This is a genomic window from Roseibium sp. (assembly GCF_965232425.1).
GTDB lineage: Bacteria > Pseudomonadota > Alphaproteobacteria > Rhizobiales > Stappiaceae > Roseibium.
In genome coordinates this window covers 6,141,933-6,158,049 of record NZ_OZ246971.1, presented here as the reverse complement: position 1 = coordinate 6,158,049, position 16,117 = coordinate 6,141,933, and the positions used below count along the sequence as shown (strand labels likewise).

At 59.8% G+C, this 16,117-nt stretch carries 13 protein-coding genes; 6 read left to right on the top strand and 7 right to left on the bottom strand.

What is annotated here, in order from left to right; genetic code table 11:
- Window positions 1-5: 5 nt before the first annotated feature.
- From ACO08A_RS28095 to ACO08A_RS28085, 3 genes are all read right to left on the bottom strand, one after another.
- Window positions 6-1,874, bottom strand: coding sequence for a tetratricopeptide repeat protein (locus ACO08A_RS28095; protein WP_422039146.1), 1,869 nt, complete (start codon window positions 1,872-1,874; stop codon window positions 6-8).
- A 180-nt stretch (window positions 1,875-2,054) separates the two neighbouring features.
- The gene (gph, locus tag ACO08A_RS28090) at window positions 2,055-2,720 is read right to left on the bottom strand and encodes a phosphoglycolate phosphatase (RefSeq protein ID WP_422039145.1); all 666 of its coding nucleotides are present in this window, start codon (window positions 2,718-2,720) and stop codon (window positions 2,055-2,057) included.
- A 77-nt stretch (window positions 2,721-2,797) separates the two neighbouring features.
- Window positions 2,798-4,525 (bottom strand): methyl-accepting chemotaxis protein, encoded by a 1,728-nt coding sequence (locus ACO08A_RS28085; protein ID WP_422039144.1) that lies wholly within the window; start codon window positions 4,523-4,525, stop codon window positions 2,798-2,800.
- 264 nt (window positions 4,526-4,789) lie between these two features.
- On the opposite strand from ACO08A_RS28085, the gene rpiA reads away from it, so the two are divergent.
- The 3 genes from rpiA (at window position 4,790) to gor (ending at window position 7,653) form a co-directional block, all read left to right on the top strand.
- Window positions 4,790-5,482 carry a ribose-5-phosphate isomerase RpiA gene (gene rpiA / locus ACO08A_RS28080; RefSeq protein ID WP_422039143.1) on the top strand — a complete coding sequence of 231 codons (693 nt, stop codon included), beginning with the start codon at window positions 4,790-4,792 and terminating at the stop codon, window positions 5,480-5,482.
- A 56-nt stretch (window positions 5,483-5,538) separates the two neighbouring features.
- Entirely contained in the window at window positions 5,539-6,054 is a 516-nt protein-coding gene (locus ACO08A_RS28075) for a DUF2059 domain-containing protein (RefSeq protein ID WP_421982517.1), read from the top strand.
- A 222-nt stretch (window positions 6,055-6,276) separates the two neighbouring features.
- Window positions 6,277-7,653 carry a glutathione-disulfide reductase gene (gor, locus tag ACO08A_RS28070; protein WP_422039142.1) on the top strand — a complete coding sequence of 459 codons (1,377 nt, stop codon included), beginning with the start codon at window positions 6,277-6,279 and terminating at the stop codon, window positions 7,651-7,653.
- A 78-nt stretch (window positions 7,654-7,731) separates the two neighbouring features.
- Here gor and ACO08A_RS28065 read toward each other — a convergent pair whose 3' ends face one another.
- The 3 genes from ACO08A_RS28065 to ACO08A_RS28055 form a co-directional block, all read right to left on the bottom strand.
- The gene (locus ACO08A_RS28065) at window positions 7,732-9,276 is read right to left on the bottom strand and encodes a diguanylate cyclase domain-containing protein (protein ID WP_422039141.1); all 1,545 of its coding nucleotides are present in this window, start codon (window positions 9,274-9,276) and stop codon (window positions 7,732-7,734) included.
- 171 nt (window positions 9,277-9,447) lie between these two features.
- Window positions 9,448-10,983, bottom strand: a complete 1,536-nt coding sequence (locus ACO08A_RS28060) for a diguanylate cyclase domain-containing protein (protein ID WP_422039140.1) — start codon at window positions 10,981-10,983, stop codon at window positions 9,448-9,450.
- 84 nt (window positions 10,984-11,067) lie between these two features.
- The gene (locus ACO08A_RS28055; RefSeq protein ID WP_422039139.1) at window positions 11,068-12,261 is read right to left on the bottom strand and encodes an aminotransferase class V-fold PLP-dependent enzyme; all 1,194 of its coding nucleotides are present in this window, start codon (window positions 12,259-12,261) and stop codon (window positions 11,068-11,070) included.
- Between the two features lie 54 nt (window positions 12,262-12,315).
- Here ACO08A_RS28055 and ACO08A_RS28050 point away from each other — a divergent pair, with 54 nt between their 5' ends.
- Window positions 12,316-12,921 carry a gamma-glutamylcyclotransferase family protein gene (locus ACO08A_RS28050; RefSeq protein WP_422039138.1) on the top strand — a complete coding sequence of 202 codons (606 nt, stop codon included), beginning with the start codon at window positions 12,316-12,318 and terminating at the stop codon, window positions 12,919-12,921.
- Window positions 12,922-12,932: 11 nt separating this feature from the next.
- On the opposite strand, the gene ACO08A_RS28045 is transcribed toward ACO08A_RS28050, so the two are convergent.
- Window positions 12,933-13,664 (bottom strand): VIT1/CCC1 transporter family protein, encoded by a 732-nt coding sequence (locus ACO08A_RS28045; RefSeq protein ID WP_422039137.1) that lies wholly within the window; start codon window positions 13,662-13,664, stop codon window positions 12,933-12,935.
- A gap of 275 nt (window positions 13,665-13,939) precedes the next feature.
- Between ACO08A_RS28045 and ACO08A_RS28040 the strand changes: the two genes are divergently transcribed.
- A complete protein-coding gene (locus ACO08A_RS28040) occupies window positions 13,940-15,322 on the top strand; it encodes a class II 3-deoxy-7-phosphoheptulonate synthase (RefSeq protein WP_421982524.1) in 1,383 nt (460 codons plus the stop codon).
- 155 nt (window positions 15,323-15,477) lie between these two features.
- Entirely contained in the window at window positions 15,478-16,029 is a 552-nt protein-coding gene (locus ACO08A_RS28035) for a response regulator (protein WP_422039136.1), read from the top strand.
- Window positions 16,030-16,117: the final 88 nt, after the last annotated feature.

The window sequence follows — 16,117 nt, the reverse complement described above, 5'->3', positions numbered from 1 at the left end:
CTCTGTCAGCCGGCGACAGTTTCGAGTTGCAGCCGCTTGTTCCGCCGTGACGGGTCGAAGGTGCTGAGATGCTCCTCGAGCGTTTGCCTGATTGTCGGAACCATATCGACGGCAAGCTTGTTTTCGTCCATGCGCAGGTAGGTTGTCGACGGATGCCAGGGAACGTTCTTCTGACCAAGCAGCAGCGCTGATTCCTGGGGTCCGAAGCGAATGGTCGGAACATCCAGAACGCCTGATATTTCCGTGACGCTGACATTGGCCGAGACAACGACGTCGCAGCAAGCCGTCAAGGCAGCGGCTGCTTCGAGGTCATCGAAAAGATCGACCTCCTCGAAATTGACGAACGCTCCCTTCGATTTGGCCTCGAAGAATTTGATCTCCTTCAAGGCACTGAGATACTGCAGGTTGACGAAAGTGACGTCTTCCATGTCGATGATCGGAAAGAACTCGGGGGCGGAGAGATAATAGCGTGCGCGATACACTTCGAGGTTCCGTGACCGCCATCCGATGCCGACAATCGGTTTGTCCGCTTTGCCTTTCAGGCGTTCAAAAAACGTGCGCGCGAGTTCGATGTCGAAGGAAAATGCCGGGGTTCTCGCGTTTCGGAATGACTGGAAATCCGGACGGAAGAACTTTGCAATGTCGACAAGATTGGCGGTGATGTCGAAGTCGTTCAGGTCGGTTGTAAGGTCCGAGTTGACTTGAGCCGCCCGGACAGTGGCCTTCGGAAACGAGCGTTGAAACCACGGCACGGACTTCGGTGCGACTTCCAGGATGACCTTTCCGGCCCGCTCGATCAGTTCATGCAGCATGGTGCAGCCTCGCAGGGCGTCACCGAGGCCCTGATCGCACCACGCAAGCACGGTCTTGCCGGATATATCTTCGCCCCCCCATTCCGGAACATCGAATTTTCGTTTGTTTGACGTGGAATTCTCATCGCCGAAGCGGGCGTCGTGAAGCGCCCAACCGTTGGTCAGATCACCAATGGAGAGATAGGCAAGAGAGAGGTTCCAGTCTATTCCGGCAGCCCCTTCCGGAGCGAGTTTCTTTGCTTTCAGGAACGTGTCGACAGATTCTCGACCGCGTCCCAGCATGAGATACTGAACGGCGAGCGTAACGAGTCGGTGATAGTTTTTGGGGTTGTCTGCAACCGCTTCTTCCGCGTATTTCACGCCCACATCGGTTCGGGAGATTGAAAAGAGCAGCCGTGCGGTCTCATGTTTGAGCTCGGCATTGTCGGGAAAGCGCTCCAGCGCATCGGCTAGTTCCGCTTCGGCAACCTTGAAATCTTTCTGTTTGAGGCGGCAACGTGATCTTTCGATGTAGTTTTCGGGATTGTCCGGGTTGAGTTGAACGGCTCTGTGAAAGAAGGCAAGCGCCTTTTTGAAATCCTCGCTCTCTCTCAGCAGCAGGCCGTAATTGCGGTAGGCATCCCCGAAATCGGGATACGTGACAAGCAGCTGCTGAAAAATCTCTTCCGCTTCTTCCGTCCGTTTGAGGCGGGTGAGAGCGATCCCCCTGATGTTGAGCGCTTCCTTCTCCTGCGGATTGAGGGACAGCGCTTTTTCAGAGACCGCCAGCATGCTTTCCGCGTCGGTGCCGACATCCATCATTGCCCGGGCCAGGTTGGCATAGAACGGCGCCTGGTTGGGGTTCACGGCAATTGCCTTTTGTATGTATTCGATCGCCCGCTTCGGATAGCCAAGCTGCCGGTATGTGACACCGAGAAGATGAAGTGCGTCGGGGTTGTTCGGGAGCTTCTTCAGAACCTGCTTGTAGCAGCGCTGTGCCTTTTCGATCTCGCCGGACTTCTGATAGCCCAGCCCCTTGAGCATCTTCTCGCGCGTAGGATTTGGCGCCGTCTGCGTTGCCATCTCAGTCAATCCAGTTGGAATCACGTTCCAGCGAGCATATCAGCCACTCTTGCGCCTGCGCAGGTCTGCGCATCCGGCAGCGCAAATACGCTGGGGATAGTCAGGCGATCGGGTGTGTGTGCTGTGAGAAACGGTTGTACGGCGGTGCAGGCTTCGGTGGAAACGGACCGAAACCGGCTGTCAGGCGCGCGTTACGCCGGCAATCGCCTCGGCCAGTTCGTCAAAATGCGAGATGACCCTGTCCGGCCCGAGCTCGCTGACGGGCACGGGCGTGTAGCCGAAATCGACCGCGACGACCGGAATGCCCGCATTCCGCGCGGCGCTGATGTCCGTGCCGCTGTCGCCGATCATGACGGACCCTTCGATCGATCCGCCGGCGCGCGCGATGGCACCGTGTACGGGTTCGGCATCGGGTTTGGATACGCTGAACGTATCGCCGCCGACGACCGCGTCGAAATATTTCGCAAGATCAAGGGCTTCGAGAAGCGGCAGGGTAAGCCGTTCCGCCTTGTTTGTGCACACCGCGAGTTTCCATCCTTCGCTTCTGAAACGCTCCAGCGACGGAACAACGCCTTCGAAGGCGCGTGTGTGAACGGCGATGTTGGCAGCGTAGTGATCGAGGAACTGATGATAGAGCGGCAGCACCATCTCCTCGGTCCAGCGGACGTCATTGTGTTCCAGCCCGCGCTGCAGCAGCACCTTGGCCCCCATGCCGACCATGTGGACGACCTTTGCCTGCGGGACCGCCGCGTGACCGTTCGTGGTGAGAACGACATTGAGCGTGGCGACAAGATCTTCCATCGATGACACCAGTGTGCCGTCGAGATCGAATACGAGTACGGACATGAGACCCTCGGACAAGGATGTTGAAGCGCTTCCCTAACCGCAAAGGTGAGGAGAGGGCAAGCTCTAGGGGCCGTACCCTAGAGCTTGTACGCCGTGCGGAAACCGCCCCAGTGCCGGCCTTCGATGAGGATCGGAGCGTCAACTTCCTTCATCCAGACGACGTTGCCGCCGCCCATGTCGCGGGCATAGGACTGGATGAGGAAAGGCCGGGTGTTTCTGGCAGCGCTCAAGCCCGCGCGGTCGTCGAAGATGCGCTTGTTGCGGCAGTTTGCCGTGTTCCAGACCGGGTCGTCAGGGCGTTGCGGGTTCGAGAAGACGAGGTTGTGGACCGGCAGATAGCCGTTTCGATCGACCGAGGCGCAGAAGGCCATGCCATGCGGTTTGCCGTCCGCGAGGATGTCTTCCTGTATTTCCGGAATGACGGTTTCAAGGTGGCGCAGGGCGCGTGTCGAAACCTGCTGCGGGTTGGTTCCTTCGATCGGCGCGTAGTCGGTGTCGAAGAGATCATCCATCGTCATGATGCGGTTCGAAATGAGGCCCTGCATCGCCGCTGCAATTCTGGAGGCTCCGCTCTGGGCGCAGTCGACTTCGCGCGCATGACTCTCGTGGATGGAGGCGATCCTTGCGTGCAAGGCGCTCTCGAAGGCCGGGTCGGGATCCTGGAAGCAGCAGTGAAAACCGTTTTCGGATACGGCCGCCAGCCGCGCCGTGACCTTGCCAAGCCCGCTCAGTTCGATCTGCAGCAGGTCGTTCGGACGAAGCGTGACGTTTTCGGAAGCCTTGAAGAGGCACCCGCCTTCGGAAATGTCGAGGGTTTCGCCACGCGCCGACGCGCTGCCGTTGGAAATGGAGCCTGATAGTTTCACCGGCAACCGGTCGTGCCTGCGCCTGTTGCCCAGCTCGGTTTGCCGGATCATCATCGTGAAGCGGCTCTGGAGGCTTTTCGAGGCGACGCTCATTTGCGAGCCGGTCTCGCGGGCGCGCGTTCCGCCTTCTTCTGCAGAAGCGGCGCTGTCGGTGATCGCCTGTGCCTTCTGCACCACGATTTGAGCGAATTCGGCGGTCTTGTTGGCCTGTTCGCCGATAAGGTTGGTCGTGTCCACCTGGGAGCGTACGGCGTCCTCAACGGCCGAAAAGCTCGGTCGTATCTTGCCGATGACCTCGATGATCCGGTTCACCGAACCGAGGCTGTGCTCCGCGGACAGGTTCAGCTTCTCGATATTCGAGACGATCTGTTCCGTGGCCGACTGGGTTTCGACCGACAGTGACTTGACCTCGCTGGCAACCACGGAGAAGCCTCTGCCGGCCTCGCCGGCCCGGGCCGCTTCAATGGTCGCGTTCAGGGCGAGCAGGTTGGTCTGTTTGGCAATGTCGGAGATAAGGCTGACGACATTTGCAATGTCATCGATTGCGTTCTTCAGTTCCAGGACACCTTCGTTTGCCTGATCCGCGATTTCGCGGGCCTCGTCGGCGAGCTGGTTCGAAACGCCGACCTGGGATCCGATCTCGCTGCTCGAGGCCGACAGTTCCTGGATGGAAGAGGCGAGGCTTGACGCATTTTCGTCGGCAATGGAGGACTGGTCGGACAAGGACCGCGTGTCGTGGCGGATCTTCGCCAGCGTATCCATCTGGCTCACCAGCCGGTCCTGAACGTTTTCCGCGGCGACGTTGATGGTCTTCGCGGCGACCTGCAGATCATCCTCGAGGCTGTCGAGAACAAACTCAAGCTGCTCGGGCGCCTGCGGATCGGCGGTCTCGCTCGAAGGTTCCTCTGCGTCCGATTCGGCAGCCGCGTGTTCCTGCATCAGATTTTCGGGCCGATTTTGCTTTAATATAAAGAGGTTCATGTGTTGCCGCGCATGTCAAAACCCAGGTTGTAGGCTCAAACTTCGCAAATCAATCTAAAGTCATGGTTAATGAATTCGGTATTCCCTTGCCGTCCATGGCTTTCTCGCACGTCTCCCTGAATGTCACTGGACCGTGAGAGGTCGGCCATGCTAAGCACCCGGCGGTCAAGAATAAGAAGTGGTCACGCCCCATCCGCTCGGGCGCCGACCGAAGGAATATGGATGAGCGATCAGTTTAAACGGCAGGCTGCCGAACGGGCAGCGCAGGACGTCACGTCTGGGATGCGCCTGGGGATCGGAACCGGGTCCACTGCGGAGTTTTTCGTGCGTGCGCTGGCTGACCGCGTTGCCGGCGGACTGGATGTGATCGGGGTTCCGACATCGGAGCGCACGCGCGCTCTCGCTTCGGAACTGGGCATCCGTCTGACGACCCTCGACGAACTGCCGGAACTGGATCTGACGATCGACGGTGCGGATGAGCTGGATGCGGGCCTGTCGCTGATCAAGGGAGGCGGGGGCGCGCTGCTCCGGGAAAAAATCGTTGCGGCGTCTTCCGCCGAAATGATCGTGATTGCCGACGGCAGCAAGGAAGTTGCCACCCTCGGACGGTTTCCCTTGCCGATCGAAGTGGTGCCATTCGGCCTGAAGGCCACCACCAACGCGATCGAAAAGACGCTTCGGGCAGCGGGCCTGCCGGAGAAACTCGTCTTGAGAGGTGGTGCTGCGGATCCGTTTGTGACCGACGGTGGTCACTACATCGTGGATGCGCACCTGGAGGCGATTCCAGACGCACGATCCCTCGCCGGGAAGCTCGTTGACATTCCCGGTGTCGTTGAGCACGGCCTCTTCATAGGGCTCGCAACAAAGGCTTACGTTGCAGGTACGAATGGGGTAAAGACCGTGGTACCTGCCTGAATTATGATGTTTTGGTGTCCGGTGAAGCTGTCGGACAGCCACGTAGGAGTAGAAGTATGACACTCACGAGAGCTTTGCCGCGGGCAGCTGTTTTTGGCGCCGTATTGACAGCAACAGCCATGTTCGCAAGCGTTTCCGTGGCGCAGGACGCGATTTCGGAAAGCCATATGGCTGCTGCAAAGCGCGTTGCCGAAGTCACCAAGGTTCTGGAACCGTTCGACGAAATTCTGCCCATTCTCGCAGAGCAGACCCGGACCGCGTTCATCCAGGCTGAACCGACCCGTGCCGAGGAAATCATCGAGGTGGTGCAGGAAGTCGCATTGCGCCTCGCACCCACGCGTGGCGAGTTGAACACGCTGGTCTATGAAGCCTGGGCAACCAGTTTCACGGAAGACGAACTCAACGAGCTGGCAGCCTTCTACCAGACGGATCTGGGACAGAAGCTGACCAAGACCCTGCCGCGCGTCACGCAGCTTTCGGTTGGTGCGGCTCGGGAATGGCAAGACAAGACGTCGACCGAAATGGTGACGATCGTTCAGCAGGAACTGCAGAAGCGCACCCAAGCGCAGTGATTGCCGCGCGTCACGGCGACTGCACGAAGAATTGAAGCTGGTGCCTGAAACCGGCAAACAGGCCGCGCAAGCGGCCTAATTCGTTGGAACAACACCGTTCTGGAGCTGCGGGACGACGCGTCGCCGCAGTTCGTGCCTTGCATGGTGATCTGCAGCGCCTATCTGGGGCGGGCCTGGAACTCTCCGGGAGCAGAGAGCAGGCGAACGCGAAAAGAGGCGAAGATGACCGACTATGACTATGATCTTTTTGTAATTGGCGGCGGATCCGGTGGCGTGCGCGCCGCGCGTATTGCCGCAACGCATGGCGCACGGGTCGGGATCGCCGAAGAGTACCGGTATGGCGGAACCTGCGTGATCCGCGGATGTGTCCCGAAGAAGCTGTTCGTCTACGCCTCCAAGTTCTCCGAGGAATTCGAGGACGCTGAGGGTTTCGGCTGGTCCGTCGGCGAACGCACATTTTCCTGGGATAAGCTGATCGCTGCGAAGGACCAGGAGATCACGCGCCTGGAAGGGATCTACCGCCGAAATCTTGAGCGCACCGACGTGGAAGCGCACGACAGCCGCGCCGTCATCGAGGACCCACACACGGTTCGGCTTCTGTCCACCGGCCAGACCCTGACGGCCAGGTACATTCTGGTCGCGGTTGGCGCGTCACCGAACGTCGACAATTCCGTGCCCGGCATGGAACACGTGATCACGTCCAATGAGGCGTTTCACATGGCGGAGCTGCCTGACAGCATCGTGGTCGCCGGCGGCGGCTATATTGCGGTTGAGTTTGCCGGCATTTTCAACGGCCTTGGCGTCGATACCACCCTGATCTACCGCGGCGAGGAAATCCTGCGCGGCTTCGACATGGACCTCAGGACCACCGTCCGTCAGGAAATGGAGAAGAAGGGCATCAAGGTCATTCTGGGGGATACGTTCTCCAGCATCGAGAAACGCCAGGATGGCGGCCTCGTCGGACATACGAAGGGCGGCAAGGAACTCGCGGTGGACAAGATCATGTTCGCGATCGGGCGCAATCCGCACACGAAGGATCTCGGTCTGGAAAAGGCCGGTGTCGAAACCGACCGGATCGGTGCGATCAAGGTCAGCGCGGACTCGCAGACGAGCGTTCCGTCGATCTACGCGGTCGGTGACGTGACAAACCGGGCCAACCTGACCCCGGTCGCGATCCGGGAAGGTCATGCCTTTGCCGACACGGTTTTCGGGAACAAGCCCTGGACGGTCGATCACAGCCTGATCGCCACGGCCGTCTTCTCTCAGCCTGAAATGGGAACTGTCGGACTGACACAGGAACAGGCGCTGGAGCGCACGCCCAACCTGGACATCTACAAGTCCAGTTTCCGGCCGATGAAACACACCCTGTCCGGCCGCGACGAGAAGATGCTCATGAAAATGATCGTCGATGCCGATACGCAGAAGGTTCTGGGCGTGCATGTCGTTGGTCCCGACGCCGGAGAATTGGCGCAGATCCTCGGCGTGACCTTGCAGATGGGCGCGACCAAGGCCGATTTCGACCGGACGATCGCCGTCCATCCGACGGCGGCTGAGGAACTCGTGACCATGCGCGAGCCGACCGAACAGCTGCGCGGCTAAAGAACGACTTTCATGACAGAGGAAACCGGACCTGGAAACGGGTTCGGTTTTCGTTTGTCTAGCGCATCGGGCGATGCTCTAACCGTTCGCTTTCTTGAGGTCCGGCGGTGGCGCGTCCGCGGCTTCGCCCAGTTCGGCTGTCCATGTGCCTTCAGCTGCAGGCGTCTCGGCAAAAAAGGAGAAGCAGTTCCGGCCGAGCGCCTTGGAATGATAGAGCGCTGCATCGGAGAAGCCGACGAGTTGCTCCGGATCGCTGCCGTCTTCCGGCGCTCTCGCGATGCCGATGCTGAGCCCCACGGCGGTTTGTTTGCCGTCGCTCAGCGGCACGGGCTCCTGAGCCGAGGCAATCAGGGTATCGCACAGGGCCTTCAGGTGACCGCGTGTCGTCTCGTTCCTGTAAATGACCATGAACTCGTCGCCGCCGATCCGGCAAACGAGACCCTGCCGCCCGACACCGGCTTTCAGCCGCTCCGCGATGGTCCTGATCACCGTGTCGCCCGCCGCATGTCCAAAGGTGTCATTCACGGACTTGAACTTGTCGAGGTCGCAGTGAAGAACCGCAAAACGCTTGTCCGGCAGCTCCTTCGCGGATGAATCGAGCACCCTGTTGAACAACAGCCGGTTGCCGAGACCAGATAGCGTGTCGTGAAGGGCAAGATAGCGGTTTTGCTGTTCACTCGCCTGCAGGGACGTCGTCAGGCGTCCGATCCGCCAGGCAATACCGAAGGCAAGCGTGCCGAGCGCGACGCTCAAGATGGCGATTACGGGAATGATCGTCGGCCAGATCGATGCGCTGGCAGATTCGCTTTTCCAGCGGAAAACGCCGATCGGAGTGTCCGCACTGTCCGAAATCAGATGAAACGGTCCTTCCATCCGGGCAGGAACGGTTTCTTCAAAAACGAAGGACCGGAACGCGGGCTGCGCATTCAGTTTTTTCTGCAGCGCCTCGTCGATAAAAAGCGCGGACAGGAGGATCATGGGTGCGCCGTCGGGCAGTGTCGTCTCGTACCGGTCGGGAATGATCGGCATGGCACCATAGAGGGCAGGCTTCCCGTCAATGCGCACGAAACCCGTCATCGCAAAGGTGGCGGCGTCAAGGTCCTGCAGCGACCGATGGCCGAACCCGCCCGGAACCCGTACACGGTTGAGCATGTATTTCGTCGTCAGCTCGTCGACGATCGTCGCCAGTTCCGGTGTCTCGGCCAGGGGCCGTGTCACGATATGCGTATAGTCCCGGAAGGATTCCGCCAAAACCTGCCGGTTGCCGGAAATGAGGATCAGCTTGTCATGCCGGTAGTTGGTCCAAAGCGTGTCGAAAGCTTCACGGGCATAGGCGGGATCGAAGGTCCTGACCAGCTTGGTCACCGAAAGGTCCGATGAGGCGATGCCGATCTGTTCTCTGACGATCGTGATTTGCTGGTCGGCGACAACACTGCGGAACAGGCGCTCTTCGTTGGCAATGGTCTGTTGCGTCGAGGCACGGGTCGCCACGAAGCCGACGAAGAGCAGGGAAACCGAGGTTACGGCAATCAGGAGAGCCGCCAGCGCGAACGCCAGACGCGATATGTGCTGTCTGGCGAGCCGGGGAGCCTGGTCGCTGTATCGTCTCCGGAATTCGCTCAAGTTGCGGGTGCTCTCTCTACTACATCTGGTTTAGTCTTCGTTTGAGATTTGAGAGATGATTAAGGCGCAAATTGATTAATAACGGGTGCGAATAGCAGTAAAAGAGGTAAATTGTTCTTGAGGTTGCGTGAGCGTATCCGTGGAGGCGCCGCAACTCGAGTTGTCCTGACCCTAACTTGCCTTGGACTGGGCGGTCGTTGAAAGGTCCGCGTTGCCCGCATGAAGGGTTCGCGGCGCCGCAAACTCGACCGTGTTGCGGCCGTTTTCCTTGGCCCGGTAAAGGGCGAGGTCCGCAAGCCGGATCAGGTCCTTGTCGTTCAACCCGCACTCGGGCGCCGTGGCGATGCCGACGCTGACGCCGATCTGGACGCTGTTTCCGCCGCCGATTTCGATCGGAACGGACATGGATGTCCGCAAGCTTTCGGCAATCTCCTCAAGCTCGTTCGCGCTTTCGTATTTTGTCACCAGGACGATGAATTCGTCTCCGCCGATCCTGCAGACAACGGAATCTTCGCTGAATTGACGTTTGAACCGGTCGGCAACGACGCACAGGACCTTGTCACCCGCTTCATGGCCATAGGTGTCGTTGATCGGTTTGAACCGGTCGAGATCACAGGCGAACAGCGCAAATCCCTTGTCCGGAAGACTGTCGATCGAATAGGCCAGACGGTCGGAGAAATGGTGCCGGTTGGGCAGCCCGGTGAGCGTATCGTGGTTCGCGAAATGATGGTTCTTGCGCTCGCTCTCCTCGAGCTGCGATGACAGGCGGCTGATTTTGGCGGCAGCGGCAAAGGCAACGGTCGAAATGATCACCGTCATCAGCAGGATGAGCGGCAACGCCATCAGCCAGATCTGGTGTCCCGGTTTTTCCTGGTCCCAGCGGAAGTATCCGATGACCGTGCCATCGGCCGCCCGGATCAGCTGATTGGTCGGATGGTTGCGCTCCGGTTGGCCGGCAATGTAGCGCAAATCACGATAGTCGAGAGTTTCATTCAGCTCGGCGACCATGGCCTCGTCGACATAGACGGCATTTATGAGAACAGCCGGGTAATCGTCATTGGCATCGACATCGCCGTAGTCCGGCAGGACCGGGACCGCGACAAGAAGCGCGGGCTGCCCGTCGACGATGGCAAACTCGGAAATCGATACGTCCAGCAGGACCGACTGGGGCAGATACCAGTCGGCGAATGCGGAGTTCGATCGCCGTTTTCTCTCGTCGAAAGCCGCCCGCGTGCGTTCGGCCAGTTGGCGAAGCACCGGCGCAGCCTCCGTTTTCTTGTCCGGAAACCGGGTGTGATCCTCAACGGCCTGGGCGATCAGCGCGCCGTCGGTGGCCACGACAAAGGTTCTTTCCAGATCGAACGTTTCCCAAAGATCGAGAACAAGCTGATCCTTGATGAACGCACGGTCAGCCGGTCTCTGAAGCGCGGTAAAGGTATCGTCCCATTGCGCGAGGTCGAACTGGTCGATCGCAATCATCTGGGTGTAGGTGTCGAGGTTCCCGGAAAAGCGCAGTTTTTCGCTTTCAAGCGATCGCCGGTCCGCTTCGACCCAGGCAAGATGGGCAATGAATGTCAGGGACGCGGCAGACATCGCGATCAGGAGCGCTGCCAGCCCGTAGATCCACACCTTGATCTGACGCCCGGTCGCGGACCTAACAGTATCTGTGTCCCCGGCCGTGCCGGCATTCATGTCGCGCTCGAACAAGGCGAATTCCCTCCTCAATCCATCTCTTCGGATAGCAGAGGGAACTTAACGTCAGCTTCTAAACCTCGGATTTTCGGCGGAAACTCAGGCTAAACTGCCAAGAGTCTTAACGAAGCGTTCTATTTCGTCCTCCGTGTTGAACGCATGCAGCGACGCCCGGACCACGGATTCAAGCCCTCTGTGCGGCAGGTCTATCTGCGCGGATGTTCCCTTGCTCACCGAGACGTTGATGTCTGCCGAAGACAGTCTCGCCTGCGTCTGGGCGGGCGTTTCGCCGTCGACGGCGAAGGTGACGATCCCGCCCTTGCGGGCTCCCTTGTCGTGCAGCGCCACACCCTTGACCGCTGACAGTTCGGTCCGAAGTTGTGCTCCGAGCGCGCAGATACGGTTGCCAATGCGCTCCATGCCGTAGCCGATGGCGTAACTGACGGCGACGCCAAGGCCGATCTGACCCGCGACGTATCGCTCCCAGGTTTCGAAGCGCATCGCATGCGGGACGAGTTCATAGGAGTTGTCGTCCAGCCAGTTGGCGGATTGAAGGTCGATGAAAGGCGGTTCGATCTGGTCCAGAACATCGTCGCTGACATAAAGGAACCCCGTGCCCCGCGGCCCGCGAAGATACTTGCGTCCTGTTCCCGACAGCACGTGACAGCCGATGTCGCTGACATTCAGGGGGATCTGGCCCGCCGACTGGCAGGCATCCAGAAGATAGAGAAGCTTTGCGGAGCGCGCGATTTCGCCGACTTCCTCTGCCGGATTGATGAGCCCGGAGAAGGTCGGAATATGCGTCAGGGCGATCAGGCGCGTCTTCGGGGTGATCGCGGCCTTGAGCGCGGCAAGATCGATCTGGCCGCTTGCATCGTCCTCGATAAGGTCGATCTCGATATTCTTGCGCCGTTTCATCTGCAAAAAGGCGACGTAGTTCGAAACATATTCCGCGCGGCCCGTGATGATCCGGTCCCCCTCGCGAAAGTCGATACCGTAGAAAGCCATGTCCCAGGCGCGCGTGGCATTCTCGACATAGGCGATTTCATGGGGTTTGCTGCCGATCAGGGCGGCAAGGCTCGTGTAGAACGCGTCCATCCCGGCGCTGTTCGCGCTCGCCGCTTCATAGCCGCCGAGCGTTGCCTCGAGGTCGAGATGCGCCTTGACGGCATCAAGGGACGGCCCGAGGGCAAGCCCCGTGCCGGCATTGTTAAAATGGATCAGCTGCCCTACACCGGGTGTATCGTCCCGCATCGCCGCGACATCGTGGTTGGAAAGGGATGGAACAATCATGATGACCTTCGGCTTCGTGTTGTCGGCTAACAACAGATCTGAGACCTGCACTCAATGACGATCACATATTTTGGATATGGCTCTCTCGTCAATGCCGACACGATCCCGGCCAGTGCAACGGTGACGCCAGGCAGGCTTCGTGGCTGGGTCCGCGAGTGGCGGGTCTGCGGAATGGGCGAGGATGGACAGGGGCGCTGTGCCCTGAGCGTGCGCGAAGCACCGGGCAGCGAGATAAGGGGCGTGATGGTGCGTGAGCCCCGATCGCGCCTGAAGGATCTGGAAAAACGGGAAAAGAGATACCGCAAGGTGGAAGCTGTGGGCGGCGCCTTTCGATGCGACGCGGAGCAGGCGAACGGACCGGGCGATCTTTTCGTCTTCGTGGGCGCGGCAGAACACAATCGCTGGGGGACGGAAACGCATCCGATCCTGCAAAGCTACCTGGATTGTGTCCTGGCGGGCTTTTTCAGCCTGTGGGGCGAGGAGGGGATCGAACACTTTCTCGATACCACCGACGGTTGGCACGTGCCGGTTCTTCGCGACCGGCACAATCCTGCCTATCCGCGCGCGGTCGTGCTGCCGGACCGCCTTCGCGAGGTGATCGACGCGGCCATCGCATCAAGAAACCTGACATATATCGATGCGCCGCTGCGCAGCCGCTGAGGCGGTGACCGTCAGGCGATGAGCCCGTGGAGCAGGGCGCCGGCAAGATAGGCGATACCGGCGGCGCACAGTCCTATGCCGGTTGTTTCCAGTCCGGACACGACCCAAGACTTTGCCGACCAGCGCGACTTGATGGAGCCGATGAGGAAGAATGCGAGAGCCGTCAGGGCGGTGGTTTGAATTTCCGAAGAACCGGAGCCGGCGAGAAAGGGCAGCAGCGGCAGGCTGCCGCAAACGAGAAACGCGGTGAAGGTCGCCAGGGCCGCCTTGACAGGAGACCGGGCCGTGGAACTGAGCCCGTACTCCGCCTGCATCATCGTTTCGATCCACGTCGCCCTGTTCGACGTGACCAGCCGGACGAGGTCGTCCAGATCCTTGCCGCCGAAGCCCTTCGATCCGAAGATCTGCCGGATTTCTTCCCGCTCGCCCTCCGGGACGAGGTCGATATGCTTTTCCTCGATGGACAGAAGCCGGGCGTAGTCTTCTTCCTCCGACTTTGTTCCGCTGTAATTGGCCGCCGCCATGGAAAAACCGTCGGCCAGCAGGTTGGCCACGCCGAGGATCAGGATCGTCTTGGCCGAAAGCGCCGCGCCGACCGAACCGGCAACGATGGCAAAGGTGGTGACGGCACCGTCAATGCCGCCGTAGATCCAGTCCCTGAGGTAGCTGGCCTGCGGTTTTGCGGAAAGCCTGGACGCGATATCATCGGGTCGGTGGCTGTGCTCCAGTCTTGGAGATGGCATGAGACTGTCCTATCTTGTCGCAAGGCCATGGTGAGGCACGAGACCCGGCGTCGCCATGATCCCGGTCAAGGCCGAAATTGTCCGCGCGTTTCGCGATGACGGACAGCTCGCCGGGAAGCTGATGAAAATTGCCTGATTGAACTGTGGCGTTACCGTCCTTCGGCGTGTATAACGCCGCACGTTTGCTGCCGTGCGGCAAGCGTATACCAATGAAAATGTCTCGGACGGTGCGCCACCATGAGAGAATTTGCGCGCGTCCTGTAGGAGTAGGAAAAATGGCGGAGAAGTGGAGCCCGGAGACTTGGAGATCGAAGCCGATCTTGCAGGTGCCGGAATACCCGGATCAAGAGGCTTTGGCGGATGTTGAACAGCGCCTGTCGACGTATCCGCCGCTGGTTTTTGCAGGCGAAGCGCGCGCTCTGAAGCAGCAGCTTGCCGACGTTGCAGCCGGCAACGGTTTCCTTCTCCAGGGCGGCGATTGCGCCGAGAGTTTCGCCGAACACCATCCGGATCACATCCGCGACTTTTTCCGCGTGTTCCTGCAGATGGCCGTCGTGCTGACCTACGCGGCCAGCCAGCCGGTTGTTAAGGTCGGGCGCATCGCCGGGCAATTCGCCAAGCCTCGGTCTTCCAACTTTGAAACGAAGAACGATGTCGAGCTGCCGAGCTACCGCGGTGACATCATCAACGACATCAACTTCAGTTCCGGCAGCCGGATCCCGGATCCGAGCCGCATGGCGATGGCCTATCGCCAGTCTGCCGCAACGCTGAACCTGCTGCGTGCCTTCGCGCAGGGCGGTTTCGCGAACCTGGACCAGGTGCATCAGTGGATGCTCGGTTTCATCACCGATAGCCCGCAGGGCCACCGGTACAAGGAACTGGCCGACCGCATTACCGAAGCGCTTGCCTTCATGCGTGCCTGCGGCATCAGCTCCGAAAACGTGCCGCAAATGCGCGGTACCGATTTCTTCACCAGCCACGAGGCGCTGCTTCTCGGCTACGAAGAGGCCTTGACGCGTGTCGATTCCACGTCCGGCGAGTGGTACGCCACGTCCGGTCACATGCTCTGGATCGGCGACAGGACGCGCCAGCCGGACCATGCGCATGTCGAATTCTTCCGCGGCATCAAGAACCCGATCGGCCTGAAATGCGGTCCGTCGCTCACGCCGGACGGCCTGCTTGAGCTGATCGACATTCTCAACCCGGAAAATGAACCCGGACGGCTGACGCTGATCGCCCGTTTCGGGTCGGAAAAGGTGTTTGAACACCTGCCGCAGCTTGTTCGTGCCGTGGAGCGTGAAGGCAAGTCGGTGATCTGGTCGTGCGACCCGATGCATGGCAACACGATCACGGCGGGCGGATACAAGACACGTCCGTTCGACCGCATCCTGAAGGAGGTGGAATCCTTCTTCGAAGTGCACCGCGCCGAGGGGACGCATGCAGGGGGTGTCCATGTCGAAATGACCGGCCGCAACGTGACCGAATGCACCGGAGGGGCGCACGCCCTGACCGCCGAACAGCTCGGCGATCGCTATCACACCCATTGTGACCCGCGCCTGAACGCCGACCAGGCTCTGGAACTGGCTTTCCTGATTGCGGAGAACCTCAAGAAGGAACGCGACGGCCGTCAGGCTGCACCGATTGCCGCGAGTGCTTAAGGTCCGCTGGTCAGCGGTCACCAACTGTTAACCAAAAAGGCAGCTTTTGCCGCCTTTTTAGGTAATTTGGACAGTCATTTTGCACGAGGTAAGCCACATTTAACGCTCGCGCTCCATATCTGGAGAACCGCAAAATTTCCGGAGGAGACGCGAGGGTGCGCGAGAAGTGGGATCTGTCCAGAATTTCCTGCCTGATTGCAGATGACAATCCGCATATGCGTACGATCCTGCGCTCTGTTCTGACAGGGTTTGGCATCCGCTCGATCTTTGAAGCAAGCGATGGCGCGGAAGCGCTCGAACTTGTCGTCGACAGGAAGCCGGATGTCGTCCTCCTGGATTGGGTCATGAACCCGTTCGGCGGAAGCGAATTCTTGCGGATCCTGCGCGGCGACCGGGATCCGGTGATTTCCACAATTCCCGTCCTCGTCATTTCCGCGCATGCCAACCGCGCGACGATCATGGAAGCCATCACGATCGGCGTCCATGGCTTCGTTGCCAAACCGATCGCGCCGGCGATCCTTTACCGGCACATCGGCGAAATTCTCGAACGGCAGGACATGCACGGCCGCTCGAAGGGCATCAAGGGTCTGGGTTCGCAGAAACCGACGCGCAAGCTCAATATCGCCGACGTCCAGCAGCCGCCGGGCGAACCGGTCGCGGATGCTGAGCCCCCCGCAGAAGACGACAGCGGTCTCGCGCTGCTCTGAGAGTGCACACTCCTTCTGACACGGCGTGTCTTGTCGCGCCCGGCTGACGGCGGAGGCCGCACGCACCTGCCTTCCGATTTGAAATATT

Bases quoted from the DNA above. Each gene is read 5' to 3' on its own strand.
- ACO08A_RS28095 (WP_422039146.1), bottom strand. From the start codon at position 1,874: ATGGCAACGCAGACGGCGCCAAATCCTACGCGCGAGAAGATGCTCAAG.
- gph (WP_422039145.1), bottom strand. From the start codon at position 2,720: ATGTCCGTACTCGTATTCGATCTCGACGGCACACTGGTGTCATCGATG.
- ACO08A_RS28085 (WP_422039144.1), bottom strand. From the start codon at position 4,525: ATGCAGGAACACGCGGCTGCCGAATCGGACGCAGAGGAACCTTCGAGC.
- rpiA (WP_422039143.1), top strand. From the start codon at position 4,790: ATGAGCGATCAGTTTAAACGGCAGGCTGCCGAACGGGCAGCGCAGGAC.
- ACO08A_RS28075 (WP_421982517.1), top strand. From the start codon at position 5,539: ATGACACTCACGAGAGCTTTGCCGCGGGCAGCTGTTTTTGGCGCCGTA.
- gor (WP_422039142.1), top strand. From the start codon at position 6,277: ATGACCGACTATGACTATGATCTTTTTGTAATTGGCGGCGGATCCGGT.
- ACO08A_RS28055 (WP_422039139.1), bottom strand. From the start codon at position 12,261: ATGATTGTTCCATCCCTTTCCAACCACGATGTCGCGGCGATGCGGGAC.
- ACO08A_RS28050 (WP_422039138.1), top strand. From the start codon at position 12,316: ATGACGATCACATATTTTGGATATGGCTCTCTCGTCAATGCCGACACG.
- ACO08A_RS28045 (WP_422039137.1), bottom strand. From the start codon at position 13,664: ATGCCATCTCCAAGACTGGAGCACAGCCACCGACCCGATGATATCGCG.
- ACO08A_RS28040 (WP_421982524.1), top strand. From the start codon at position 13,940: ATGGCGGAGAAGTGGAGCCCGGAGACTTGGAGATCGAAGCCGATCTTG.